This is a genomic window from Rhodococcus sp. KB6 (assembly GCF_001445685.1).
Classification (GTDB): Bacteria; Actinomycetota; Actinomycetes; order Mycobacteriales; family Mycobacteriaceae; genus Rhodococcus_F; species Rhodococcus_F qingshengii.
In genome coordinates this window covers 54431-77310 of sequence record NZ_LNAK01000151.1, presented here as the reverse complement: position 1 = coordinate 77310, position 22880 = coordinate 54431, and the positions used below count along the sequence as shown (strand labels likewise).

Below are 22880 nucleotides of genomic sequence, written 5' to 3'. Positions count from 1 at the left end.
GGTGCGCTCGGGTCCGACGCCGCCGAAGTACGGGTCCTTCGCTTTCTTGCCCGGCTCACCGAAGTAGACGCCGACAGGGGTCTGGATGAACGTGTCGCCGACGCCCATGTCGTCGGCGACGGACTTCATGATCTCGTCAGCGGGCGTCATGTGCGGATTCTGCACGACGCCGAGCATCTTCTGAGCCTGCTCGTAGTACGGGGTGAGCTCGCTTCGCCAGTCAGTGATGTGCGCCCACTGCTTGTCCTGGAAGAACGGCTCCGGCGGCTGGTACAGCGTGTTGGCGTAGTTCAACGACCCGCCGCCGACGCCTGCGCCCGCGAGAATGAGGCAGTCGCGCAACAGGTGCACGCGCTGAATGCCGAAGCACCCCAGCTTCGGAGCCCAGAGGAACTTCTTGAGATCCCAACTGGTCTTCGCGAAATCTTCGTCGGCATACCGTCGGCCGGCTTCGATGACGCCGACCTTGTAGCCCTTCTCCACGAGACGAAGCGCGCTCACGCTTCCGCCGAACCCGGATCCGACGATCAGTACGTCGTAGTCCGTTGCCCGTTGCTTGCCCATCAGGACACCTCCACCGTGAACCGTAGTTACCCGCCAGTATGCACCTATCCCTTGTGACTACCACCACAAGGGGCCCCATAAGCGTAACCGCAAGTATCAGGAACGGAAGAAAGTCCTGCACAACGAACTGTGGCCCCGGTTCACGAAGAACCGGGGCCACAGAAAGGTACAAACTACGCGCGGACTGTCAGCCCGACCTTCTGGAACTCCTTGAGATCGGAGTATCCGGCCTTCGCCATCGACCGACGGAGACCACCGACGAAGTTCAGCGAACCGTACGGATCGTCCGAAGGGCCGCTCAGAACCTGGTCCAGACTCGGACGCTCACCATAGGAAACCGGAAGAAGTGCTCCACGCGGAACCGAAGGATGAGCCGCAGCGGACGGCCAGTACCAGCCACCACCCGGCGCCTCGGCGGACACGGCCAGCGGCGTGCCCAGAACGGCAGCGTCGGCACCGCAGGCGATGGCCTTCGCCAGATCACCCGAAGTTGCGATGTCACCGTCGGCGATGACGTGGACGTAGCGTCCACCCGTCTCGTCGAGGTAGTCGCGCCTGGCTGCTGCAGCATCGGCAATGGCCGTGGCCATCGGAACGCCGATGCCCAGGACCTCACCGGTGGTGGTTGCACCCTCGGTAGACCCGTACCCGACGATGACACCGGCAGCGCCGGTACGCATCAGGTGCAGCGCGGTGCGGTGGTCACTGACCCCACCCGCGACAACCGGAACGTCGAGTTCCGAGATGAACGTCTTGAGGTTGAGCGGTTCCTGCTCGGTGTGCACGACGTGCTCGGCCGAGATGATCGTGCCGTGGACGACCAGGAGGTCGATTCCCGCCTTGATCAGCTCCGGCGTCAGTGCGCGCGCATTCTGCGGGCTGACGCGAACGGCAGTGGTGACCCCCGAATCACGGACCTGCGCCACCGCAGCTGCCAGAAGACCGGCCTGCAGCGGAGCCGCATGCAGCTCCTGCAGGTAGCGGATGGCCGCGTCGACGCCACCGTCCTTCTCGGCGATCTCGACGAGACGCCGGAGCTTCTCCTCGACATCGGGGTGACGGCCCCACAGGCCTTCACCGTTGATGACACCGAGGCCGCCGCGCTTACCCAACTCGATCGCGAAAGTCGGCGAGACCAACGCGTCGGTGGGATGTGCGAGGACAGGAATGTCGAACCTGTAAGCGTCGAGCTGCCAAGCAGTCGACACCTCCTTCGACGAACGAGTTCGCCGGGAGGGAACGATGTTCACATCGTCCAACTCGTAGGTACGTCGGGCCGTTCGACCCATGCCGATCTCAACGAGGTCGCGCACGCGCGCCCCTTTCTCGTGTACTGGTTGCTAACGAGCGGTGTAGTTGGGTGCTTCGACAGTCATCGTGATGTCGTGCGGATGGCTTTCCTTCAAACCGGCCGCCGTGATCTGGACGAACTGAGCGTTCTGCAGGTGCTCGATCGTCGCCGACCCCGTGTATCCCATGGCAGCGCGCAGACCACCGGTGAGCTGGTGCGTCACCTGCGAGAGCGGGCCACGGAACGGAACACGTCCTTCGATGCCTTCCGGAACCAACTTGTCCTCGGAAAGCACGTCGTCCTGGAAGTACCGGTCCTTGGAGTACGACTTGGCCTCGCCACGCGACTGCATCGCGCCGAGCGAACCCATTCCGCGGTAGCTCTTGAACTGCTTGCCGCCGACCAGAATCAGTTCGCCGGGCGATTCAGCGGTACCGGCCAGGAGTGAACCCAGCATGGCCGTCGACGCACCTGCGGCAAGAGCCTTCGCGATGTCACCGGAGAACTGGAGTCCACCGTCGGCGATGACGGGCACACCGAGAGGCTTGCACGCGGCAACCGCTTCCAGGATGGCGGTGACCTGAGGGGCACCGACACCGGCGATGACGCGGGTGGTGCAGATGGAACCAGGGCCGACTCCGACCTTGACGGCATCGACGCCGGCTTCGACCAGTGCCAGAGCACCCGCGCGCGTAGCGACGTTGCCACCGATGATCTGAACCCGCTCGCCCAGTTCACGCTTGAGCTTGGCGATCATGTCGAGAACGTTGGACGAATGCCCGTGCGCACTGTCCACCACGAGTACGTCCACACCGGCATCGGTGAGCGCCATCGCGCGCTGGAAGGCGTCATCGCCGGCACCGACTGCAGCGCCGACGAGCAGTCGACCGTCACGGTCCTTGGTGGCGTCGGGATGCTGCTCGGTCTTGACGAAGTCCTTGACCGTGATCAGACCGGTGAGCTTGCCGTTGCCGTCGACGATCGGCAGCTTCTCGATCTTGTGCCGACGAAGAAGACCCAGTGCCACGTCAGCGGTGACGCCTTCCTGAGCGGTGATCAGGGGCATCTTGGTCATGATCTCCGCGACCGGGCGGTTCTGGTCGACCTCGAAACGCATGTCCCGGTTGGTGACGATGCCAACCAGCTGGCCGGCGTCGTCGGTGACAGGCAGACCCGAGATGCGGAAACGAGCGCACTTCGCATCGACCTCACCCATCGTGTCGGTCGGCTTACACGTGACGGGATCGGTCACCATGCCGGCCTCGGAACGCTTGACCGTCTCGACCTGTCCTGCCTGGACCTCAACCGACGAGTTGCGGTGCAGAACACCCATGCCGCCGGCGCGTGCCATCGCAATTGCCATGCGCGACTCGGTGACGGTGTCCATCGCAGAACTGACCAACGGAATCCGCAGACGGATGTCGCGGGTCAGTTGACTGGACGTGTCGACCTGGCTCGGGATGACGTCGGACGCAGCAGGCAACAGCAGCACGTCGTCGTATGTCAGTCCCAGCATCGCGACCTTGTTGGGGTCGTCTCCTCCGGTGTGTACATGTCCTGCAGAACTACTCATGCGGTCAGGACCCTCCATGGACCTAGATTCGCCCAGGGCGACCGCTGTAGCAGCCGCCTCGAAACGGATTACGAAAGCTGGATATCGGATAGAAGGCGCCTGCACGGAAAGAAATTCCTGGCACCTTTTCCCGGCGTTGCACACCATGGTATCGGCTCACTCAAAGGTCCGAACCATCCCACCCACGCTGCGTGTACGCGTAACAAGTGGCGCTGACCCCCCTGACCTGCGTACCGTGGTGCTGTGCGTGATCAACTGCCCCCCGGTCTGCCGCCAGATCCCTTCGCCGGCGACCCAGCTGACCCCTCCGCGGCTCTCGATGCCATCGAGCCGGGCCAACCACTCGACCCCCACGAACGCCAAGCGGTCGAGGAGGATCTCGCTGACCTCGCTGTTTACGAGGCACTCCTCGCTCACCGCGGTATCCGCGGCCTCGTAGTCTGCTGCGAGGACTGCCAACAGGATCACTACCACGACTGGGACATGCTGCGCGCAAACCTGCTGCAGCTGCTCGTGGACGGAACCGTCCGCCCCCACGAGCCTGCCTACGACCCGATGCCTGAGGCATATGTCACGTGGGACTACTGCCGTGGATACGCCGACGCGTCGATGAACGAGGCGATGCACGGCGACGGTTTCGACAGCTGAGCGAAATCTCACCCAAGCTCATACGAAAGTGGCCGACAAGCAATTGCTTGTCGGCCACTTTCGTTTGAATTCAGATCGGAACGGTGCGATCAGGGCGGGGGTGAAGAAGAATCACCCGACGGAGACGAGGCCGGCGCCAGAGGCGTCGTTGTCGTGGTTGTCGTCGTTGTTGTCGTGGTCGTTGCCGTGGGCGACGATGACGGTGTCGACGACGCCGCGCTTGGACCAGGCGCCTGCATGATTCCGGGATTGGGCGTTGTCGTCGTGGTCACACCCCCAGGCAGCTGAGGGTTCGCCGGATTGACGGAGATCCCCGGAATCGCCGTGGGAGAGGTGGCAATCGAGGACTGCTGGTCGGTCGTCGACGGCGGCACTGCGGGTGACGTGGTCTCCTGGACCTGCGTCATCAACTTGCCCCAACGCTCGACGAGGTCGGTCTTGTCCTGCGAGTCCTTGACCGCATCGGCACGGTGAGCTGCGTTGTCCAGCACCATCTTTGCCGCAGGAATGTCTCCGGCAGCCAACAGCCGCTCGGCCTTTTCCAGCTCGGAAGTCGTGTCGATCTTCGCAACTGTCGAGTTGGCCTCGTCGGCGAAGACGACCTGCTTGACGCCCCACAGGGCATCGCCGGGCTGGGCGTCGTACGCCATCGCCGTGGCGCCACCGAAGACCACTGCTGCAACTGCTGCAGCGGCGGCGATCGGACGAACCACACGCAATCGAGAACGGGAACGTGAACGCTGACGATCGGAGAAGCCGGACGGCGTCGCTGTGATTGCAGCGATGACATCGTCCAACAACGGACCCTCGGGCATCGGAGTCGCAACGACATCGTCACGCCATTGCGAGAGGATCAACGCAAGTTCGTACTGTTCGGTGCTATCGGTTGCTACCGGCCCACCATTCGAAATGGATTCGATCAGCGCATCGTCACGCCGAACCGCAGCCAAATCCACTGGCGTACCGTCGTCGGCGAGATCACCGAGATTCGAAGCGTCATGCCCCTCGTCTCTAGCCAAAGCTCTCACCTGCTTTCGTCACTTCTTTTTTCAGTTTCGCGATCGCTCTGTGCTGAGCGACTCGTACAGCTCCGGCGGTACTACCGACGGCGACGGCCGTTTCCTCGGCCGACATCCCGACCACCAGGCGAAGTATCAAGATTTCTCGATGCTTCTCCGGAAGTGTGCCGAGAAGTTCGTGCATCTGTCTGCTGGACTCCGAATCGAGAGCTCGCTGTTCGGGACCATCATCCAGTGCTATTACATCCGGTACTTCGGAAACGGGCTCCGACTTGTTACGGGCGGAGCTTCGATGTGCGTCCGCAACCTTGTGCGCGGCAATTCCGTACACAAAGGCCATGAACGGGCGTCCCTGGTCCTGATAACGCGGCAGCGCGGTCATCACGGCCAGACAGACTTCCTGTGCGACGTCGTCAGCGGACAGATGTCCTCTCTCGGCCGCACCCACTCGACCGCGGCAGTAGCGCACCACCATCGGTCGGATGTTCTCCAGAACCAAAGCTAGAGCTGTACGGTCGCCCTGCGCAGCAGCAGCGACCGCGGTGTCCAACTCATCGCTCGTATTTGTCATCGTCAGCGAAAATCCTGGCGTTACAGTGGCACCTCCCGAGCGGGTGTGCTCCCGCTCTCAGCGGAACCCTCTAAGAGTAACCATCCGGACCGACTGGTCTCCGCATACCTGCCCAGCAGTCGCGATATCGATACAGCTCCTTCTGGAATGTTCTCCGGAGACTTCGGTGGAGTGGTTACGACAAAGGTAGGAGTGATCCACCACGCATCGCAATCAGATCGCCGATCTCCCGGGCACTCGGTGAGGTTCTCTCACCGCTGACACCTTCGATCAACAGAGACGACGCCCAGGCCAGGGGCAGCAGGCCGTATTGCCGGCACCGCGCGAACACATCTGCTGCCATCTTCACGGCTGCGCTCGCGTCTGTTCCGGTCAGCGCGGCGCTACGCAGCAGATCCGACTTCACGCGGTGCCGCACAGACTCCGATTCCGCTGACAATTCGACGGCGCGTTCTGCGTGTCTGCGGGCACGAGCGAAGTCGCCTCCCGCCAACGCCAATTCTGCGGAGACCCATTCGATCCGAATTTCCTGCCGCCACAGCCCGCCCTCGGCATCCAGACGCGCCCGACATTGCGCCAGCAGGCGCCAGCCGAGCGGGAGCCTGCCACAGCCGAGGGCGTCTGCGGCCAGACCGGTCAGAGCGTCACAGGCAGCCTCTGGATCACCTGGCAGGCCGCCGACGATCGCCAGTGCGCGCCCGTCCCACGTGGACGCGAGTGCATGGCGTCCGCTCTGGCGAAGAAACGACGCCCTCGTGCTGGCAGACAGAGAGGCAAGAACTCGATCCGAGTGCGTCGAGAACCCGGCCGTGAGCCGATCGAGGACATCCAATGCAGCCCGCGCTCTTGCGTAGTGGCCCTGACCACCCAGCACTACTGCCGTTGTCCACCAATCTCGGGTAGAGCAAGGCGCCGGGAGGCGGACGAGATCCGGATCCGCACCGAACGCGGCAGACTCGAGGGACCCTAAAAGTGCAGTTGTTTCGTTGGGCACAGGTGATTGAGGGCGCGCAGGTGTCGACACAGGTTGATCATCGCAGCAGCACGAGCAGACATTCGCACGACCGGCGTCACACCAACGATGCCAAAAGTCGCACGAAACACGAAGAGGCAAGTTTGTCGGAGTTAATCAGATATTCAACTGAGATTCGCCGAATGTACTCGTAATGATATTTAACGGGCATATATCCGTGACGTTAACTGCGCATTACTTATTGGACGGATGTCCTAGTTGAAACTTGGGCACTAAGTCCCGAAATGGAGTGCAACCCCGCCCACGCAATATCGGACAAATGACGCAAACCGAGCCGAATGACTGAGTGATTTCGCCGGGCGATCAGCCTCGAACATATCCCTGATCTGTGGGTTTCGCATCTCGAGCAGCCAGGCTTGCCGGCCGCCACCTCGATCGACCCAATTTCGACATCGGCGCAGAACAACGCACGAGGGGCCCGAAATGTAAATATATACTTCGTTAACTCTCGCATTTCGATATATGCCGATCGCCACTGAACGAGCCTATTGACGCGATTTACTCAGCACCCTTACGGTTAGCAAGCGTGAACGATTCAGAAGGCCCGGATAACCTCCGGGCAACTTGGTCCGCTCGTTGATCAACGCGAGCTTGCAGTAAGGAGTCAACATGCCTGCACCGAATCACCTTCCAGGCCCCAACGCAGACATCTGGGACTGGCAGATGCACGGTCTGTGCCGCGGAGTCGACTCCTCCATGTTCTTCCATCCCGATGGCGAACGCGGTAGAGCACGTGCCCAGCGCGAAACCCGCGCAAAAGAGATGTGCCGTCAGTGCCCGGTCCTGATGCAGTGCCGCAGCCACGCGCTGACCGTCGCCGAGCCGTACGGCATCTGGGGAGGAATGTCGGAAACCGAACGTGAACTACACGCGCGCCACCGTCGCACCACCCGCATAGCTTCCTGATACACGTAGGTAGAGCGCACTAGGCCCCCGAGAGTTTTCGGGGGCTTTTGCGTGTGGACGGGACACCGTCGAAAATGCGTGTGGACGGGACACTGTCGAAAAGAATTTCCGACACGACCCATCCGACCGACGCCCGCCTCCGAATGCCTTCTGACAGTGCACCTCAGCACATCCCTTCAGGAAGGCAGACCCATGAACACCTCTACTCGAGTTCTGGCAGTCACCGCAGCAGCCTCTTTCGCCGTCTTCGGCGTGGTCGGTTGCTCCTCGGACGACAACGATTCGTCGACCGACACGTCCAGCGCCGCCATGACGTCTTCTGCCATGGGATCGAGCATGTCTCCCAGCAGCGCGATGGCGGAGCCTGCTTCTGATCTGGTCGGTGCAGGTTGTGCCGACTATGCAGCTGCAGTGCCGAGCGGCGCCGGATCGGTCAGCGGAATGGCCCAGGATCCGGTTGCCACAGCGGCATCCAACAATCCGTTGCTCACCACCTTGACCGCGGCGGTCTCCGGCCAGCTCAACCCGGACGTCAACCTGGTCGACACTCTCAACGGTGGCGAGTTCACCGTCTTCGCACCGATCGACTCGGCATTCGCCAAGATCGACCCCGCCACGATCGACAGCCTCAAGACGGACAGCGCCACGCTGACCAAGATCCTCACCTACCACGTGGTTCCCGGCCAGATCGCCCCTGACGCGATCGACGGAACTCACCCCACCGCCGAGGGCGGAACGGTTACCGTCACCGGATCCGGTGACAACATCAAGGTCAACGACGCAACTGTCGTCTGCGGTGGAGTCAAGACCGCAAACGCCACCGTCTACCTCATCGATTCGGTGCTGATGCCGCAGTAGTCCCCACCTGCTGTGCGCCTTTATCAACCCCCCGCGGTTAATAAAGGCGCACAGCGGCCAACGGCGGGCCAAGAGAAAAGAACCGGACATGCACGCTACGGTTGTACGCGATGAAGCGAGACAACTCTTCGTGAGCGAGCCAGACCATGCGTCGGATGCGGCCGACGCATGCCCGACGGACAATTCTGCGGCCCGCACCGCGCGAATCGCGGAATCACGCGAGCTGGCAGTGATCCTCGCGAACGTCGCCGGTGGCGACCAGAGCGCCTTCGCCGAGTTCTACGACCGAACCAGCTCCCGTGTGTACGGCATGGTTCTTCGTGTACTCCGTGATCCAGGTTTCTCCGAGGAAGCGGTCCAAGAGGTCTACCTCCAAGCCTGGAAATCAGCCGACAGCTTCGACCCTGCCAAGGGGTCCGCGCTTTCCTGGCTCCTGACACTTGCACACCGGCGCGCAGTGGATCGCGTGCGCTCCGAACAGTCGAGTTCGGATCGACAGGCTCTCTACGACACCACCAATGCCACTCCCGAATTCGACGTCGTCAGCGACGAAGTGACACGAAGAGACGAGCATCGTGCTGTCACCGACTGTCTCGAAACGCTGACGGACACTCAACGCCAATCGGTGACTCTCGCCTATTACGGCGGCCGAACGTACCGCGAGGTGGCCGAAGATCTCGGCGTGGCGATTCCCACGATCAAGTCGCGAATTCGCGACGGACTACTGCGCCTACGTGGATGTTTGGGGGTGATGTGAGATGGACGAAGAGCTGATCGACTATGCGTACGCCTACGCGATCGATGCGTTGGACCTAGACGAGCGCCGTGAGGTCGACAGGCGACTCGCCGCTTCGGACTCCGCGACCCGCGCCGAATTCGACGCCCAGGTCCGGCTCACCGCCGAAACCATGGCTGCGATGACCGTCGTCGACGCCGTCGAGCCCCCGCCGTCGCTGCGCAGCAGCGTCCTCGCCTCGATCGCAGAGCAGGCCGCTGCTCCCAATGCCCCCGTTTCGCTGGCCGAGCGCCGTAACCGTCGACGCCCGTGGACCGTGGCTCTTGCGGCGGCCGCCGCAGTCGCAATCCTGGTCGGCGGCATCGGAATCGGGCGCACGCTGTCCGACAACACGCCGCCGCAGAACCCCGCGTCCGAAATCATGGCAGCACCCGACGTTCATGCCACGACGCGTGAAATCCCGGGCGGCGGTAGTGCCACGACGCTGTTCTCGCCCTCCGAAGACGCCGCAGTCCTCGTGATGAACGATGTAACTCCCCCGAGTCCGGATACCGTCTACCAGATGTGGCTGGTGCCGGGCGACACCGACGACACCACGATGATCCCGATGGGGACGATGGCTCCGGGCGACGTCAAACCCACTACCCAGGTGGTGCTCGACGGCATCGGTCCGAATACGAAGTTGGCGTTCACTGTCGAACCGCCCGGCGGATCGCAGCAGCCGACGAGCGAGCCGTTCGCAACGATCCCGCTCATCTGATCGCCAGACGAAAAAAGATCCCCCACCGGAATCCGGTGGGGGATCTCTTCTTTGTGGAAACTACGAGCAGCGAGTCAGTGGCTGTGACCGTGTCCGGTGTCGGCAACTTCCTCGGTCGGCTTCTCGACGACGGCGCTCTCGGTCGTGAGGATCATGCGCGCGACGGAAGCGGCGTTGACCACTGCCGAGCGAGTGACCTTGACCGGGTCGACGACGCCGTCGGCAAGCAGGTTGCCGTAGGTGAGGGTGGCAGCGTTGAAGCCTTCGCCCTTGGTCATCTCGGCGACCTTGCTGACAACGACGGAACCGTCGATGCCTGCGTTGCTGGAGATCCAGAACAACGGGGCGTTGAGGGCTTCGCGGACCACGGCAACGCCGGTGGCCTCGTCACCCGTCAAGCCGAGGTTCCCGATCAGAGCCGTACCGGCTTGAACGAGAGCCGATCCGCCACCGGGGACGATGCCCTCGGAAACTGCTGCCTTGGCTGCGTTGACCGCATCCTCGACGCGGAACTTGCGTTCCTTCAGATCGGTTTCGGTGGCTGCGCCGACCTTGATGACGGCCACGCCGCCGGACAGCTTCGCCAGACGCTCTTCGAGCTTCTCGCGGTCCCAATCCGAATCGGTGTTCTCGATCTCGCGACGCAGCTGCGCAACGCGGGTCGCGATGTCGTCAGCGGTGCCTGCACCGTCGACGATGACCGTCTCGTCCTTGGTGACGACAACGCGGCGAGCGCTGCCGAGCAGCTCGAGGCCGGCTTCCTTGAGCGAGAGGCCGACGTCGGTGTTGATGACGGTGCCTGCCGTGACGACTGCGAGGTCGTCGAGGAATGCCTTGCGACGATCACCGAAGAACGGCGCCTTGACGGCGACGGCCTTGATGGTCTTGCGGATGGAGTTGACCACGAGGGTGGAGAGAACTTCACCCTCGACGTCCTCGGCGATGATCAAGAGCGGCTTGCCGGATTCGGCAACCTTCTCGAGCAGCGGAAGGAAGTCGGGAAGTGAGCTGATCTTCTCGCGGAAGAGCAGGATCAGCGCGTCTTCGTAGACGGCCTTCTGCGCATCGATGTCGGTGACGAAGTAGGGCGAGAGGTAGCCCTTGTCGAACTGAACACCTTCGGTGACAACGAGTTCGGTTGCAACGGTGGAGGATTCCTCGACCGTCACGACGCCGTCGGTTCCGACACGGGTGAGTGCCTCGCCGACGAGCTTGCCGATCTCTTCGTCACGCGAGGAGACGGTGGCGACCTGAGCGATCGACTTCTCGCCCTCGACGGGGGTGGCTGCGGCGAGCAGTTCCTCGACGACCTTGTCGGCTGCGGCGTTGATGCCGACGCCGAGAGCCATCGGGTTCGCGCCCGCTGCGATGTTCTTGAGTCCGCCGCGGACGATGGCCTGGGCCAGAACGGTCGCGGTGGTGGTGCCGTCGCCGGCAACATCGTTGGTCTTGGTGGCGACGCTCTTGACGAGCTGTGCGCCGAGGTTCTCGAAGGGATCTTCGAGCTCGATCTCACGGGCGATGCTCACACCGTCGTTGGTGACGGTGGGGCCGCCGAATGCCTTGGCGAGCACGACGTGGCGTCCACGCGGGCCCAAGGTCACCTTGACGGCGTCGGCAAGCTTGTCGACTCCGGCTTCGAGAGCGCGGCGTGCGGTCTCGTTGAACGCAATTTGCTTGGACATCTGTTCTGTCAGCTCCTGAATCTTCGGGGCGTGAACGCATTCCGCCCCGGGATCCTGTGTGGACTCCGGGGCGGATCACGTGTGTCTTACTTGGAGACGACAGCCAGCACGTCGCGTGCCGACAGGATCAGGTATTCCTGGCCGGCGTACTTGATCTCGGTTCCGCCGTACTTGGAGTAGATGACCGTGTCACCCTCCTTGACGTCGACCGGGATGCGGTTGCCCTGCTCGTTGACGCGGCCTTCGCCGACTGCAACGACGGTGCCCTCCTGGGGCTTTTCCTTGGCTGTGTCAGGAATGACCAGGCCGGAAGCCGTCGTCGTTTCAGCCTCGTTGGCCTGGACGAGGATCTTGTCCTCGAGCGGCTTGATGTTGACGCTCGCCACGATGAGCCCTCCACTTTGGGGTATGTGCGTCCGAGGCGATCCTCGGACAGCTGTTTGGGTATGCCGTTTACGGCGCGTCACTGCAGTCCCGTCGTCGCGGGTGCCGGAACTCGATCAGCGTCAATTGGCACTCTATACGTGAGAGTGCCAACCCTCAAGGACTGGGCGCATTTTTCTCTTCGTCCAGAGCGAAACAGGACAGCCGTCCACCACGTTCACCTATTGTTCACTTCGTGACGAACATCAATCGCCGTAGTTTTCTGACCTTCGCCGGACTCGGCGCCGTCGGCGCGGTCAGCCTTGGCAAGCCGTGGGGCCTGCAATATGCAGGCGCGTCGACCATTCCGACGTCAGGTCCTGGCACCACTCTCGAGTCCGTGTCCACCCCCGTCAGCAGCAGCGGCTACACCAAGCTCACCGCCGGACCCGGTTGGGCGAACATCGTGCGCAGCGAGTTGGCCGAGCCGAAGTCGGGACGCGAGGACCGACGCACCGCGCTCGCCTCACTCGTGCAGTTGACCGACGTCCACATCGTCGACGCCCAGTCCCCCATGCGATTCGAGTACGTCCACCAGATCACCGGCTCGGCGTTCCGCCCCCAGGAGACCCTGACGGCGCACGGGCTGATTTCACTTGTCCGCCGGGTCAATTCGATCGTCAGTGGCCCGCACACGTCGCGACCCTTCGATGCCGTCGTCACCACCGGCGACAACACGGACAACAAGGAATTCGCCGAACTCGACTGGTTCCTCACCTCACTCAACGGCGGAACCGTCGTCGCCAACACCGGTGCCAAGGACCGCTACGAGGGTGTACAGAACTCGGGTGCCGATCTCTACTGGAACCCCGAGTCACCGATGCTCGACATGTACAAGAAGGCCGGATTCCCGGAGATCCCCGATTTCTTCGGTGCCGCTTTCACGCCCGTGTCGAGCCCCGGCCTGAACACCCCTTGGTACTGCGTGTTCGGCAACCACGACGATTCGGTGTCCGGCACGGTGCCCAGCGGCATCCCGCCGCTCGAAGCGATGTACACGGGATCTCTCAAGTTCGAGGTGCCCGGTTCACCGGAGCAGGCCAAGCAGATCGACGTCGCCACCAAGTTCGATCCCAGTGCGATACCCGGAATCCTGTCCGCCTTCACGACGCCGCCGCGCCAGGTCACCCCCGACCCGTCGCGCGCGCCGTTCACACCGCGACAGTTCATCGCCGCACATCTTGATCCCGCGCACACCGGTCCCGGACCCGTCGGACACGGTTTCGCCCCCGACGCCGGCGACACCGGTATCGGTTACTACTCGTTCGAGATCGCACCGGGCGTCGTCGGCATCAGCATGGACTCCACCAACCGCGCGGGCCTCGTCGACGGTTCGCTGGGCGCCGCTCAGTTCCAGTGGATCGAGAACACCCTGCGCGCCGGCAGCAGCACCTACTACGACGCCGCGGGCTCTCGCGTCACCGAGTCGCGAGGTGACACGTATTTCGTGCTGTTCAGTCACCACACGAGCGACACGATGGACAATCTCATTCCCGACCCCGAGAACGTCCTCGAGCCACGCCTGCGCGGTTCACAGCTTCTCGACTTGCTGCATCGTTTCCCGAACGTACTTGCCTGGGTCAACGGACACACCCACGAGAACAAGATCACCCCGTGGCCCGGCGCGACCCCCGAGCAGGGCTTCTGGGAGATCAACACCGCCTCGCACATCGACTACCCGCAACTCGGACGCATCATCGAGATCGCGGACAACCATGACGGAACGGTGTCGTTGCTTGCGACGCTCTTCGAGGCGGAGAGTCCCAATTCCGTCGACTACAGCGACAAGTCGGCAGCCGGGCTCGCCTCGCTGTACCGCGAACTGTCGTTCAACGACATCCACCGCGACCCGAAGCTGACGGGTACCGGCGTCGACCAGAACGTCGAATTGTTGGTCCACACCGGACGATGACTCCGATTGCCGCAGTGTCCTAGGTGATTTCAGGTCCGCTCGAAGGCAAGCGGTGCGCTTTCGCCCACGACACTGCGGCAACGACGAATCGAACGCCGAATCCGATCAACACCAGATTGCAGACGATCTGAAGGCTCACGAGCCCCCGGGCAAGGTCCGTCTGCGCGGCGATGTCACCGAATCCGACTGTCGAGAAGACGGACAACGAAAAGTACAGCGCCGCCATACGCGACAGCGGTTCGGTGAAACTGCCAGGGCTTGCATGCTCGACCGAAAAATAGGTGATGGACACCAACAACAAGTACGTCGGCATCACCACCGCCACAGCTTCAACCGCCTGCAGAGATGGCACATCGGAACGCAGAATTCGCCACACCTGCCAGGTGGTCACGGCAAGTACCGCGGCGCCTCCACCGATCAAGAGGAAGATTGCACTGGCGGTATGTACATCGATCCACGGCAGAAAGAAATACGCGCACCCGAAGGCGATCACCGTCAGCGTGGGTCGAAGCACTGCACCACGGATCAGCGCGCGTCGTCGTTCCCGGTCGATGTGGGGAGAATCGCCTTTTTTCCGCATGAATCAATGATCGACAATTTCGCAGGTAAAACCACCCTTTCGGTCCGAAAAGGACGTCACGGAGACGAAAAGCACTGAGCAATCCTCACGAACCTTCTGTAACGTTCATATAACGGCGATCGATTGAACATTGACCGGTATTGACTGTGAGGAGGTGTGCGATGAGTTGTTCACTGGGAATTTCCACTGGATCTTCCGGTGTCTATTCAGCACTCGTCGACACCGATACCAGCACAAACGCGCCAGGCGCCGTGCCTGCCGAGACTCGCTTCGTCTCGGCGGATCAGGCCAATTCCAACGTCGGTGACCTTGTCAGAGCATCCATCAAGCTGATGACGACGCAGGTAACGGACGGATCTGAAGCGCCGCGCTCGATCGGTGTCAGCTATCGCACGGACGATCAACTCGCGAGCATCAGGTCATCTCTTTCGCGCTCGCCGAAGCAGGTCCGTGCAATCCCCGAACCTGCCGCCGTACACGCGTATCTCGCCGAGACAGGGAAAACCGAGCGGTACGACACGACAGCTCAGGTGGACGTCGGCGATCAAGGTCTGACGGTGTCCGTCGTCGACCACACCGGTGAAGTTCTGCACTCCGACCGTATAGACGCCCTCGCAGGGGCCGGAATCGACCGGGCATTGGTCGACTTCGTGACGGAGAAGGCGCCAGGGCACTTGCGCCGGTACACCGACGCGGAACTTCTTGCCGCCCGGTGCCATGTCGCCAAAGAGCAACTGTCCACGTCCACCAAGGTGACCATCGACCTTCCGATCGACGCGATGGCGATCACGCGCGACGAGTTCGAGGCCATCATCGCCCCGGATATCGAGCGCGCCGTCACCTTCATCCGTGAAGTCGTGAAGGGCTCACCGCGGCCCGTCGGTGCCGTTGTACTCATCGGCGGTGGCGCACACATTCCGGCCGTGCGGTCCGCCGTCGCCGCTGCCGTCGACGTCCCCATGGTCGAGATCGTCGAGCCCGAGACTGCGGCAACCAAAGGTGCTGCACTCCTTGCAGATTCGATCACCGCAATTCGTTTCCCGCTGCTGGGCTCCGGAAGTGACCAGCGCTCCGGATCCACCGCCAAGGTATCGGGAGCGTTGATCGGTGCGCTCGTGGTCGGCGGACTGGTACTCGGTTACGGCGCAAAGGAATTGGTTCCGACCGACGACACCGCGGTCTCGCCCGTCGGAACCGGGTCGACCACGACGACGGTGAGCCCCGAAGCGACACCGAGCACCGGATCGACGATCATTCCGTCTCATGATCCTCTGCCTTCGGTAGCCGGCAGCACGTATCCTCGGTACGGGTATCCCACCACCCCGTTCGACTCGCAGCCTTACGACACGCACTCGTACACAACGCATCAGTACACACTTCCGCCTGCGCCGATCCCGGACACCTCGACGACAACCACGCCGCCGACCACGACAACGACCACTCCGAATTGGCCGACCATTCCCGGAATCACGCTGCCCGATCCACCGGCGTGGTGGCCGACGCTACCAGACACCGAGGCGACGCCCCCGGTCGATCCGACCGAGGCAAACCCCGGCGGCGGTCTCGGCCCGGGTGAGAGCGGCGGCGAGAACCCGACGACGCCGGAGACTCCTGGATCTGGTTCCACCGAAACCGAAATCACTACCCCTGGTGGTGGTGATCCGACGACGAAGCCCGGTGAACCGAATACCTCGATGCCCGAAAACGGTCCCGCGACCACACCGGATCGGGAACCGGCCCCGGTCGGCTGATTCTCAGTCGGCCGATTTTCAGTGCATCAGCTGGCTGACGGAGACCGACAGCCCCGGGTCCGTCGCAACACTCAATTCCGAAGGGCCTGCGCCGTTTCCGATCAGGTGAGCGGCCAACGATGCGATCATCACGCCGTTGTCCGTGCACAGTCGAGGTTTCGGAATGCGCAACGTGATGCCCGCTTCGGCGCAGCGCTGCTCGGCGAGTGAGCGGATACGCGAATTGGCCGTGGCGCCGCCGCCGAGAACCAACGTGTCGACCCCGACGTCCTTGGCTGCACGCACTGCCTTCATCGTCAGGACGTCTGCAACCGCTTCCTGGAACGAGGCAGCGATGTCCGGGATCGAAAAGGTCTCGCCTGCGCGCTCTTTCGATTCGACATAGCGCGCGACGGACGTCTTGAGTCCCGAGAACGAGAAGTCGTGCCGCGAATCGCGCGGCCCCGTCATGCCGCGAGGGAAGGCGATTGCGTTCGGATCTCCCTCTTGCGCAGCAGCATCGAGTGCCGGTCCACCGGGAAAGCCGAGTCCGAGCAGTCTGGCCACCTTGTCGAAGGCCTCACCGGCGGCGTCGTCGACAGTCGTGCCCAGTTCGACAATGGGCTTGCCCAGATCTTCGACGTGAAGCAGGTGTGTGTGACCGCCGGAGACCAACAATGCGACGCACGAGGGCAACGGACCGTGCTCGAGAGTGTCCACCGAGACGTGACCGCCGAGATGATTGACCGCATAGAACGGGATGTTCCATGCTGCCGCATAGGCTTTCGCTGCGGCTACACCGACCAGCAGCGCGCCGGCCAGGCCGGGTCCGATGGTGACGGCCAGCGCGTCGGGCTTCTCGATACCGGCGGCAGCAAGGGCACGGCGCATCGTCGGCACGATCGCCTCGAGGTGAGCCCGCGAGGCCACTTCGGGAACCACTCCCCCGTACCTGGCGTGCTGATCCACGCTCGATGCCACCTCGTCGGCCAACAATTCGCAGGTTCCGTCACCGTTCCAGCGGACGATACCGACACCTGTTTCGTCGCAAGAACTTTCGACACCCATGACGATCATGCTTGCTGCTCCTCAATTTCGCGGACACCGAGCACGGCAGGCCGTCTCATCGTGTACGCATCTGCCCCACTGGGCTGGTAGTACTTCTTTCGTGTTCCGACGATCTCGAATCCTTCGCGCCGGTACAGCGCGATGGCAGGTTCGTTGTCGGTGCGCACTTCCAGGAACACCGGGCACTGCCGTGAATCCGCCAGAGTCAGAAGCGCATCGAGCAACGCGCCGCCGATTCCGAGTCGCTGAGCCGAGGGATCTGTACCGATGGTGTGAACCTCGGCCTCCATGTTCGGCGACGCCCCCAACAATGCGACTCCGGCGTAGCCGAGGACGTGACCGTCAGGCTCCCGGGCAACGAAGTAATGATTATGTGCGCCTGCAATTTCCGAGACGAACGCTTGTGCACTCCAGGGTCCGTCGCCTGCGAACAACGCGCGCTCCAACTCCGCGCACCGTTCGGTGTCATCGACGTTCATCGGCTCGATGCTGTATTTCATCTGCACTGTCTCACTTGCCACGTTCTGCAAGGGTCTTCGCGTCCGGGCGTCGGAGGTACAGCGGCTCCAGCGGGGCCGGAACCGAGCCGGCCAGGATCTCGCGAGCAGCGACTGTCACCAACCCGGCCGGTGAAGGTGTCTCCGCCGGGTCGACGGGTAGATCGAAGAAGTCCACGTGCGAAGCGGATCCGGCAATCAGCGTCGAAGGCGAAGGATCGACGTCGCCGGCGGAATTCACAGCCGGTCCTTCGACGCGCACTCCTCCGTCATAACGCGCCCAGTAGATCTCGCGACGCCTCGCGTCAGTCACGACGAGCAGGCTCTGTGTGGTCGGTACCGCAGCCGCGATCGCATCGAGGCTGCACACGCCGTACACGGGAACACCGAGTGCGTCGCCGAAGGCAGCGCCCGTCGCCATGCCGACACGCAGTCCGGTGTACGGCCCTGGCCCGACACCCACGACGACGGCGTTCAAGTCGGCCGGTGTGAGCCCTGCCTCGGCGAGGCATTCGAGGACGTGAGGGGTCAAGACCTCGGCGTGCGCACGAGGATTGACCGTGACACGCACGGCAAGCGTCTCCACTGTGTCCGGTGACTCTGCGTCCGGTGACACTGGGTCCGGTGACGAAGCCGACAGGGAGACGACTCCGGCAGTGACTGCCGGAGTGGAGGTGTCAATTGCGAGAACAAGCACGATTTCTCAGGGTACCCGCACGTGAAGAACTACTTCCGGCCCGGGAGGGTCACGACGTCTGTGACACGAAACGCCGTTTCACGACGTCTGTGACACCAAACTCCCTTTCACGACGTCCAGGACCAACTCGCAGTCCGCACATCCGATTCGGGTTCCCGATGAAGCTGCACTCGCAGGTGCCGTTCGACGAGCCTTTCCACGACGTCACCACCCCATTCGACCACCACCACTGCATCGGTGAGGTCGGTGTCGAGGTCGAGGGCATCGAGTTCGTCGAGCGCATGCGGTCCGCTGTCTCCCAGCCGGTATGCGTCGACGTGGATCATGCCGACGGGAACTCCGCCGCCGGGGCGGGTGCCCGGACGATGCTCACGAGCGATGACGAACGTCGGGGACGTCACCCGGCCCTGCACCCCGAGCCCGGCGCCGATTCCGCGCGTCAACGCGGTCTTGCCTGCCCCGAGTGGACCGTCCAGCACCACCAGGTCGCCGGCAACAAGTCCCGCCGCCAAGCGTCGGCCGAAAGCCTCGGTATCCTCGGCCGTTTCCAACGTGATCTGTCCGGACACGGGAAGTCCCGTGGAGTTCTCAGCCGACATCGGACCGCTCTTCTACCTGCGCTCGCTGCACCAACTTGTCGATTGCGTCCGTCACGATCGCCGGGAACTCGAGCTGCACCAGATGGCCGGCCCCGTGAACTCGCACGAGTTCGGATTCGGGGAGATCGGCAGCGAGACGCTTGGAGCTGATGAACGGAATCATCATGTCTTGATCGCCGCAGATCACGACTGCCAGTGTGTGCGCGAGGACCTCGAGAGAAGCGGACTCGTCGTGCAGTTCCAACGTCCGCAGGAAATTGACGATGGTCACAACCGAGGTGCGGTCGAGCATGCCGTCCGAGAGTTCATGCAGCCGTGGGCTGACATCGGTGCCGTACGAGGCCGCACGCAGGATCGGCGTGATCAATACTCGCGCAGCGCCCCGGGCATGCTGAACTACTCCTGGTGAGGTGCGCACTGCCAACCGGAATCCGTCGATGATCGGATTCTGCAGATTGCGGGTCAGGCCGGTCTCCGCCAGGCCTGCCGCCGTCGTCGCGACCAGCCCCACGCCGATGACTCGGCCCTCGAACCATTCGGGTCGCTGACCGGCGAGCGCGAGTACCGTCATGCCGCCCATCGAGTGACCGACCAGAACTATCGGTCCCTTGGGTACCTTGGCCTCGACGACGGTCGCGAGGTCGCGGCCGAGCTGAGAAACCGTACAACTCTTCGAACGCGGCATGCCCGAGTCTCCGTGTCCGCGCTGGTCGTAGAACACCATGCGAACCTTGTTGCCCCATCGCTCTTCGAGCTGGCGGCGCTGGAAATGCCAGGACAGCGCACTCAGGCAGTATCCGTGCACGAAAACGACTGTCAGCGGAGCGTCGTCCGGTCCCACTTCGCGAACTGCCAGCTCGACACCGTCCTCGGTGCGCACCGTGCTCTTGCGGTCGCGCGTCATGAGGTCGAAGTCCTCGTCCGCGTAGATTTCCCGGCCCGGACGCGTCGCGGTCTTGAATGCGTTCACGCCGGCCATCGAGCCGAGCGCCACGGCGCTGAGCAGGCCACCGAGAATGCTCATCTTTCCTGCAGTCTTCATGACGTCTCTCCCCCGATGTACGTACGCACAGTGCGTCCACGAATCCCGGTCACGACCTCGTAGTGAATGGTGTCGAGTACGTCGGCCCAGGCCTGCGCGTTGGGTTCGCCGTGATCGCCGTTGCCGAAGAAGATCGCGGTGTCGCCTTCGCGAACTCCGTCACCGTCCGGACCCAGGTCCACCAATACCTGGTCCATGCAGATTCGCCCGACAGCCCGGCGACGCTTACCGCCCAACTGCACTTCGAACTTGCCACTCAGTGAGCGAGACAAACCGTCGGCGTAGCCGACGGGAAGCAGCGCAAGAGTGGTGTCGTGCGGTGCGACCCACTGATGCCCGTAGGAGACGCCCTCTCCGGCGGCTACCTTCTTCACCAGAATCACCTTCGCTCGCAGCGTCATCGCCGGTCGTAAACCGAAATCTCCGAGTTCGGGCACCGGAGACAATCCATATATCGCGATTCCCGGCCGAACCATGTCAAACCGCAGGTCAGGACGGGTGACTGTAGCAGCGGAGTTGGAAAGATGAACGACCTCGGGGTCGAATCCGCGAGCGCGGACGTCGGCAACCGCGTCGATCAAACGCTGCTTCTGCATGTCGATGACGTCGTGATGCGGTTCGTCCGAGTGCGCGAGGTGAGAGAACACTCCGCGCAGCCTGATCGTGCCCTCGTCCCGCGCAGTGGCGAGGTCGTCGAGCATCTGCGGCCACTCGGTTCTCGATACGCCGTTGCGATTGAGACCGGTGTCCACCTTGAGCGTCACCGTCGCCTGTTGTCCCAGAACCCGTGCCGCGCCGACGACAGCGGCCAGGTGTCGCGGGGAGGACACGCCGATCTCGACGTCCGATCGGATCGCCGAGCCGAAATCGGCGTCGACGCCGTGCAGCCAGGCAAGGACGGGAGCGGTGATGCCTGCCTCGCGAAGGACCAGTGCCTCCGCGATGGTGGTGACGCCGAGTTCCCGGGCTCCCGCCGAGAGCGCCGTCCGCGCCACCGCAACTGCGCCGTGGTTGTATCCGTCCGCCTTGATGACCGCCATCAACGCTGCATCCCCGGCAAATTCACGCAGAACACGCACGTTGTGCGCGATCGCGTCCAGATCGACGACTGCCTCCGTCTGCGGCCCTACTGCGTCGTCGAGTCGGCTCGCCTTCCCCTCCGCAGGCTCCTTCGGTGCTCTTCCCTGGGCAAGCGTCATGGCGACAATCCTGCCACCCACGCAGAATCGGACACGTGTTCGGGTTTGAACACCCTCAATCGAGGGCAAAAGAGCGAAGCACACGCACCGATTCCCGCAGACCTCCCAGCATGGGTGAAGCCGAAATCGGTGCTCCGGCGACATCGCTCTGACCGCCGGCAGCGGCGATGTTCGCAGCCAACGCGTGCGCCCGCGCCCCGACGGCCCCGGCTTCGAGAGGGCTCAGACCCGCCGCCAGCAACGCACCGATCACACCGGAGAGGATGTCACCCGAACCTGCCGTCGATGCCCAGGAGCCGCCGGCGTCGTTGACCAGCACCTCACCGCCGGGATCCGAGATCACCGTCGTATGGCCCTTCAGCAGGACCGTGACTCCGAGGCGTGCGGCAAGAGCACGCGTGGCCGCGATCCTGTCGTCGCCAAGAGTTGTGAATCGAGCGAACTCGCCGGCGTGGGGCGTCAACAGTGTCGGCGCGGTCCGGGCTGCGACAAGTTCGGGACGCTGAGCGAGGAGGGTAAGTCCGTCCGCATCGACAACAACGGGTACATCAGTAGCCAGCACCGACGCCAGAAGTCGCGCGGCGTCGTCGTCGGTACCCATACCGGGGCCGACCACCCACGCCTGAACTCGCCCGGCGGCTCGGAACGTCTCACTCGCAATCACCTCCGGGAACCGGGCGAGCACCTCGGTGGCGCCGTGCCCGGCGTAGCGGACCAGGCCGGCGGTCGCGGTAACCGCGGCACCGGTACAGAGCACGCCCGCGCCGGGATACTGCTCACTTCCCGCAACGATGCCCACCACACCCTGCGAATACTTGTCGTCCTCCGGACCGGGCACCGGCCACAGCGCACCGACCTCCGCCGGATCGAGCGAACCGAACTCGGGTTCGCCGACGCTCAATCCGATGTCCACGAGTTCGACACGACCACACAGCGGAGCCGCGAGTACGTGTACCGGCTTGAGCGCACCGAATGTGACCGTCACATCAGCGGTCACCGACGGGCCGTCCACTGCGCCGGTGTTCGCGTCGACGCCGCTCGGAAGATCGACCGCCACGATCGGTGCATCCACCTGGCCGACGAGATCGGCCGCGTCAGGCCGTAGACCGCCGTGCCCGGAAATCCCGACGATGCCGTCGATCACCAGATCCGGCGACCCGACTTCGGCGGCGACTCGGCCGCCGGCCTTCAAGAGAGCATCGAGGCCCGCCCGATGAGCGCGCGCCGGATCGAGCAACACGGCCCGCACGCTCACACCTCGTTTGCGGAGCAACGCACCGGCCCACAGGGCATCACCGCCGTTGTCGCCCGTACCGACCAGCAGCGTCACCGACCGATGCGCGACCGACCCTGTACGGGAACGCAATTCGTCCGCGACTACTCGCGCAAGACCGTACGCCGCTCGACGCATCAGCACCCCGTCGGGCAGCTTGTCGAGCAGCGGCGCCTCAGCTGCTCGCACCTGATCGGCTGTGTAGTACCCACGCAT

The 22880-nt window shown here is 63.3% G+C and carries 23 protein-coding genes; 7 read left to right on the top strand and 16 right to left on the bottom strand.

What is annotated here, in order from left to right; translation table 11 throughout:
• The 3 genes from ASU23_RS26040 to guaB form a co-directional block, all read right to left on the bottom strand.
• The coding region (locus ASU23_RS26040; RefSeq protein WP_156423202.1) for an FAD-binding protein at nt 1-564 on the bottom strand (564 nt) is incomplete at its 3' end.
• 173 nt (nt 565-737) lie between these two features.
• Nucleotides 738-1877 carry a GuaB3 family IMP dehydrogenase-related protein gene (locus ASU23_RS26035; protein ID WP_003940976.1) on the bottom strand — a complete coding sequence of 380 codons (1140 nt, stop codon included), beginning with the start codon at nt 1875-1877 and terminating at the stop codon, nt 738-740.
• Nucleotides 1878-1904: 27 nt separating this feature from the next.
• The gene (guaB, locus tag ASU23_RS26030) at nt 1905-3428 is read right to left on the bottom strand and encodes an IMP dehydrogenase (protein WP_003940903.1); all 1524 of its coding nucleotides are present in this window, start codon (nt 3426-3428) and stop codon (nt 1905-1907) included.
• A gap of 243 nt (nt 3429-3671) precedes the next feature.
• Between guaB and ASU23_RS26025 the strand changes: the two genes are divergently transcribed.
• Nucleotides 3672-4076, top strand: a complete 405-nt coding sequence (locus ASU23_RS26025) for a DUF5319 domain-containing protein (protein WP_003940777.1) — start codon at nt 3672-3674, stop codon at nt 4074-4076.
• A gap of 89 nt (nt 4077-4165) precedes the next feature.
• On the opposite strand, the gene ASU23_RS26020 is transcribed toward ASU23_RS26025, so the two are convergent.
• The 3 genes from ASU23_RS26020 to ASU23_RS26010 all read right to left on the bottom strand — a co-directional run bounded on the left by ASU23_RS26020 (nt 4166) and on the right by ASU23_RS26010 (nt 6660).
• Entirely contained in the window at nt 4166-5104 is a 939-nt protein-coding gene (locus ASU23_RS26020; RefSeq protein WP_228402069.1) for an anti-sigma-D factor RsdA, read from the bottom strand.
• Complete coding sequence (locus tag ASU23_RS26015; protein ID WP_003940953.1) at nt 5088-5666, bottom strand: sigma-70 family RNA polymerase sigma factor; 579 nt, start codon at nt 5664-5666, stop codon at nt 5088-5090. Before ASU23_RS26015 ends, ASU23_RS26020 begins: the two co-directional genes overlap by 17 nt.
• Nucleotides 5667-5841: 175 nt before the next feature.
• On the bottom strand, nt 5842-6660 hold the full coding sequence (locus ASU23_RS26010; protein WP_058039024.1) for a hypothetical protein: 819 nt from the start codon (nt 6658-6660) through the stop codon (nt 5842-5844).
• 648 nt (nt 6661-7308) lie between these two features.
• Here ASU23_RS26010 and ASU23_RS26005 point away from each other — a divergent pair.
• From ASU23_RS26005 to ASU23_RS25990, 4 genes are all read left to right on the top strand, one after another.
• On the top strand, nt 7309-7605 hold the full coding sequence (locus tag ASU23_RS26005; RefSeq protein WP_003940939.1) for a WhiB family transcriptional regulator: 297 nt from the start codon (nt 7309-7311) through the stop codon (nt 7603-7605).
• A 192-nt stretch (nt 7606-7797) separates the two neighbouring features.
• On the top strand, nt 7798-8463 hold the full coding sequence (locus tag ASU23_RS26000) for a fasciclin domain-containing protein (RefSeq protein WP_007728616.1): 666 nt from the start codon (nt 7798-7800) through the stop codon (nt 8461-8463).
• 88 nt (nt 8464-8551) lie between these two features.
• Complete coding sequence (locus tag ASU23_RS25995) at nt 8552-9220, top strand: sigma-70 family RNA polymerase sigma factor (RefSeq protein WP_007728615.1); 669 nt, start codon at nt 8552-8554, stop codon at nt 9218-9220.
• A gap of 1 nt (nt 9221) precedes the next feature.
• Nucleotides 9222-9959: an anti-sigma factor gene (locus tag ASU23_RS25990; protein ID WP_058039023.1), complete on the top strand. Its 738-nt coding sequence runs from the start codon at nt 9222-9224 to the stop codon at nt 9957-9959.
• Between the two features lie 74 nt (nt 9960-10033).
• Here the strand turns inward: ASU23_RS25990 and groL are convergent, their stop codons facing one another.
• Nucleotides 10034-11644 (bottom strand): chaperonin GroEL, encoded by a 1611-nt coding sequence (gene groL / locus ASU23_RS25985; RefSeq protein WP_003940715.1) that lies wholly within the window; start codon nt 11642-11644, stop codon nt 10034-10036.
• A gap of 86 nt (nt 11645-11730) precedes the next feature.
• Nucleotides 11731-12030, bottom strand: coding sequence for a co-chaperone GroES (groES, locus tag ASU23_RS25980; protein ID WP_003940763.1), 300 nt, complete (start codon nt 12028-12030; stop codon nt 11731-11733).
• Between the two features lie 233 nt (nt 12031-12263).
• Between groES and ASU23_RS25975 the strand changes: the two genes are divergently transcribed.
• Complete coding sequence (locus tag ASU23_RS25975; protein ID WP_058039022.1) at nt 12264-13979, top strand: TIGR03767 family metallophosphoesterase; 1716 nt, start codon at nt 12264-12266, stop codon at nt 13977-13979.
• Between the two features lie 19 nt (nt 13980-13998).
• Here the strand turns inward: ASU23_RS25975 and ASU23_RS25970 are convergent, their stop codons facing one another.
• Entirely contained in the window at nt 13999-14559 is a 561-nt protein-coding gene (locus tag ASU23_RS25970) for a potassium channel family protein (RefSeq protein ID WP_058039021.1), read from the bottom strand.
• A gap of 161 nt (nt 14560-14720) precedes the next feature.
• Between ASU23_RS25970 and ASU23_RS25965 the strand changes: the two genes are divergently transcribed.
• On the top strand, nt 14721-16310 hold the full coding sequence (locus tag ASU23_RS25965) for an Hsp70 family protein (RefSeq protein ID WP_042922496.1): 1590 nt from the start codon (nt 14721-14723) through the stop codon (nt 16308-16310).
• An 18-nt stretch (nt 16311-16328) separates the two neighbouring features.
• Here ASU23_RS25965 and tsaD read toward each other — a convergent pair whose 3' ends face one another.
• The 7 genes from tsaD to ASU23_RS25930 all read right to left on the bottom strand — a co-directional run bounded on the left by tsaD (nt 16329) and on the right by ASU23_RS25930 (nt 22880).
• Nucleotides 16329-17366 carry a tRNA (adenosine(37)-N6)-threonylcarbamoyltransferase complex transferase subunit TsaD gene (tsaD, locus tag ASU23_RS25960; protein ID WP_054827677.1) on the bottom strand — a complete coding sequence of 346 codons (1038 nt, stop codon included), beginning with the start codon at nt 17364-17366 and terminating at the stop codon, nt 16329-16331.
• Nucleotides 17363-17857 (bottom strand): ribosomal protein S18-alanine N-acetyltransferase, encoded by a 495-nt coding sequence (gene rimI / locus ASU23_RS25955; RefSeq protein ID WP_058039112.1) that lies wholly within the window; start codon nt 17855-17857, stop codon nt 17363-17365. The genes tsaD and rimI overlap by 4 nt, the downstream gene beginning before the upstream one ends.
• Nucleotides 17858-17867: 10 nt before the next feature.
• Nucleotides 17868-18551 carry a tRNA (adenosine(37)-N6)-threonylcarbamoyltransferase complex dimerization subunit type 1 TsaB gene (gene tsaB / locus ASU23_RS25950; protein WP_050655849.1) on the bottom strand — a complete coding sequence of 228 codons (684 nt, stop codon included), beginning with the start codon at nt 18549-18551 and terminating at the stop codon, nt 17868-17870.
• A gap of 107 nt (nt 18552-18658) precedes the next feature.
• The gene (tsaE, locus tag ASU23_RS25945) at nt 18659-19150 is read right to left on the bottom strand and encodes a tRNA (adenosine(37)-N6)-threonylcarbamoyltransferase complex ATPase subunit type 1 TsaE (RefSeq protein ID WP_003940673.1); all 492 of its coding nucleotides are present in this window, start codon (nt 19148-19150) and stop codon (nt 18659-18661) included.
• Nucleotides 19140-20192 (bottom strand): alpha/beta fold hydrolase, encoded by a 1053-nt coding sequence (locus tag ASU23_RS25940; RefSeq protein ID WP_058039020.1) that lies wholly within the window; start codon nt 20190-20192, stop codon nt 19140-19142. The genes tsaE and ASU23_RS25940 overlap by 11 nt, the downstream gene beginning before the upstream one ends.
• Nucleotides 20189-21391 (bottom strand): alanine racemase, encoded by a 1203-nt coding sequence (gene alr / locus ASU23_RS25935; RefSeq protein ID WP_058039019.1) that lies wholly within the window; start codon nt 21389-21391, stop codon nt 20189-20191. Before alr ends, ASU23_RS25940 begins: the two co-directional genes overlap by 4 nt.
• Nucleotides 21392-21446: 55 nt before the next feature.
• Entirely contained in the window at nt 21447-22880 is a 1434-nt protein-coding gene (locus ASU23_RS25930; RefSeq protein ID WP_058039018.1) for an NAD(P)H-hydrate dehydratase, read from the bottom strand.

Excerpts from the sequence above, each read along its gene's own strand:
- tsaD (WP_054827677.1), bottom strand. The coding sequence starts at position 17,366 with ATGATCGTCATGGGTGTCGAAAGTTCTTGCGACGAAACAGGTGTCGGT.
- ASU23_RS26015 (WP_003940953.1), bottom strand. The coding sequence starts at position 5,666 with ATGACAAATACGAGCGATGAGTTGGACACCGCGGTCGCTGCTGCTGCG.
- ASU23_RS25970 (WP_058039021.1), bottom strand. The coding sequence starts at position 14,559 with ATGCGGAAAAAAGGCGATTCTCCCCACATCGACCGGGAACGACGACGC.
- guaB (WP_003940903.1), bottom strand. The coding sequence starts at position 3,428 with ATGAGTAGTTCTGCAGGACATGTACACACCGGAGGAGACGACCCCAAC.
- tsaE (WP_003940673.1), bottom strand. The coding sequence starts at position 19,150 with ATGTCGGCTGAGAACTCCACGGGACTTCCCGTGTCCGGACAGATCACG.
- ASU23_RS26000 (WP_007728616.1), top strand. The coding sequence starts at position 7,798 with ATGAACACCTCTACTCGAGTTCTGGCAGTCACCGCAGCAGCCTCTTTC.
- groL (WP_003940715.1), bottom strand. The coding sequence starts at position 11,644 with ATGTCCAAGCAAATTGCGTTCAACGAGACCGCACGCCGCGCTCTCGAA.
- ASU23_RS26005 (WP_003940939.1), top strand. The coding sequence starts at position 7,309 with ATGCCTGCACCGAATCACCTTCCAGGCCCCAACGCAGACATCTGGGAC.
- ASU23_RS25990 (WP_058039023.1), top strand. The coding sequence starts at position 9,222 with ATGGACGAAGAGCTGATCGACTATGCGTACGCCTACGCGATCGATGCG.
- ASU23_RS25930 (WP_058039018.1), bottom strand. The coding sequence starts at position 22,880 with ATGCGTGGGTACTACACAGCCGATCAGGTGCGAGCAGCTGAGGCGCCG.
- ASU23_RS25940 (WP_058039020.1), bottom strand. The coding sequence starts at position 20,192 with ATGAAGACTGCAGGAAAGATGAGCATTCTCGGTGGCCTGCTCAGCGCC.
- ASU23_RS25995 (WP_007728615.1), top strand. The coding sequence starts at position 8,552 with ATGCACGCTACGGTTGTACGCGATGAAGCGAGACAACTCTTCGTGAGC.
- rimI (WP_058039112.1), bottom strand. The coding sequence starts at position 17,857 with ATGAAATACAGCATCGAGCCGATGAACGTCGATGACACCGAACGGTGC.
- alr (WP_058039019.1), bottom strand. The coding sequence starts at position 21,391 with ATGACGCTTGCCCAGGGAAGAGCACCGAAGGAGCCTGCGGAGGGGAAG.
- ASU23_RS25965 (WP_042922496.1), top strand. The coding sequence starts at position 14,721 with ATGAGTTGTTCACTGGGAATTTCCACTGGATCTTCCGGTGTCTATTCA.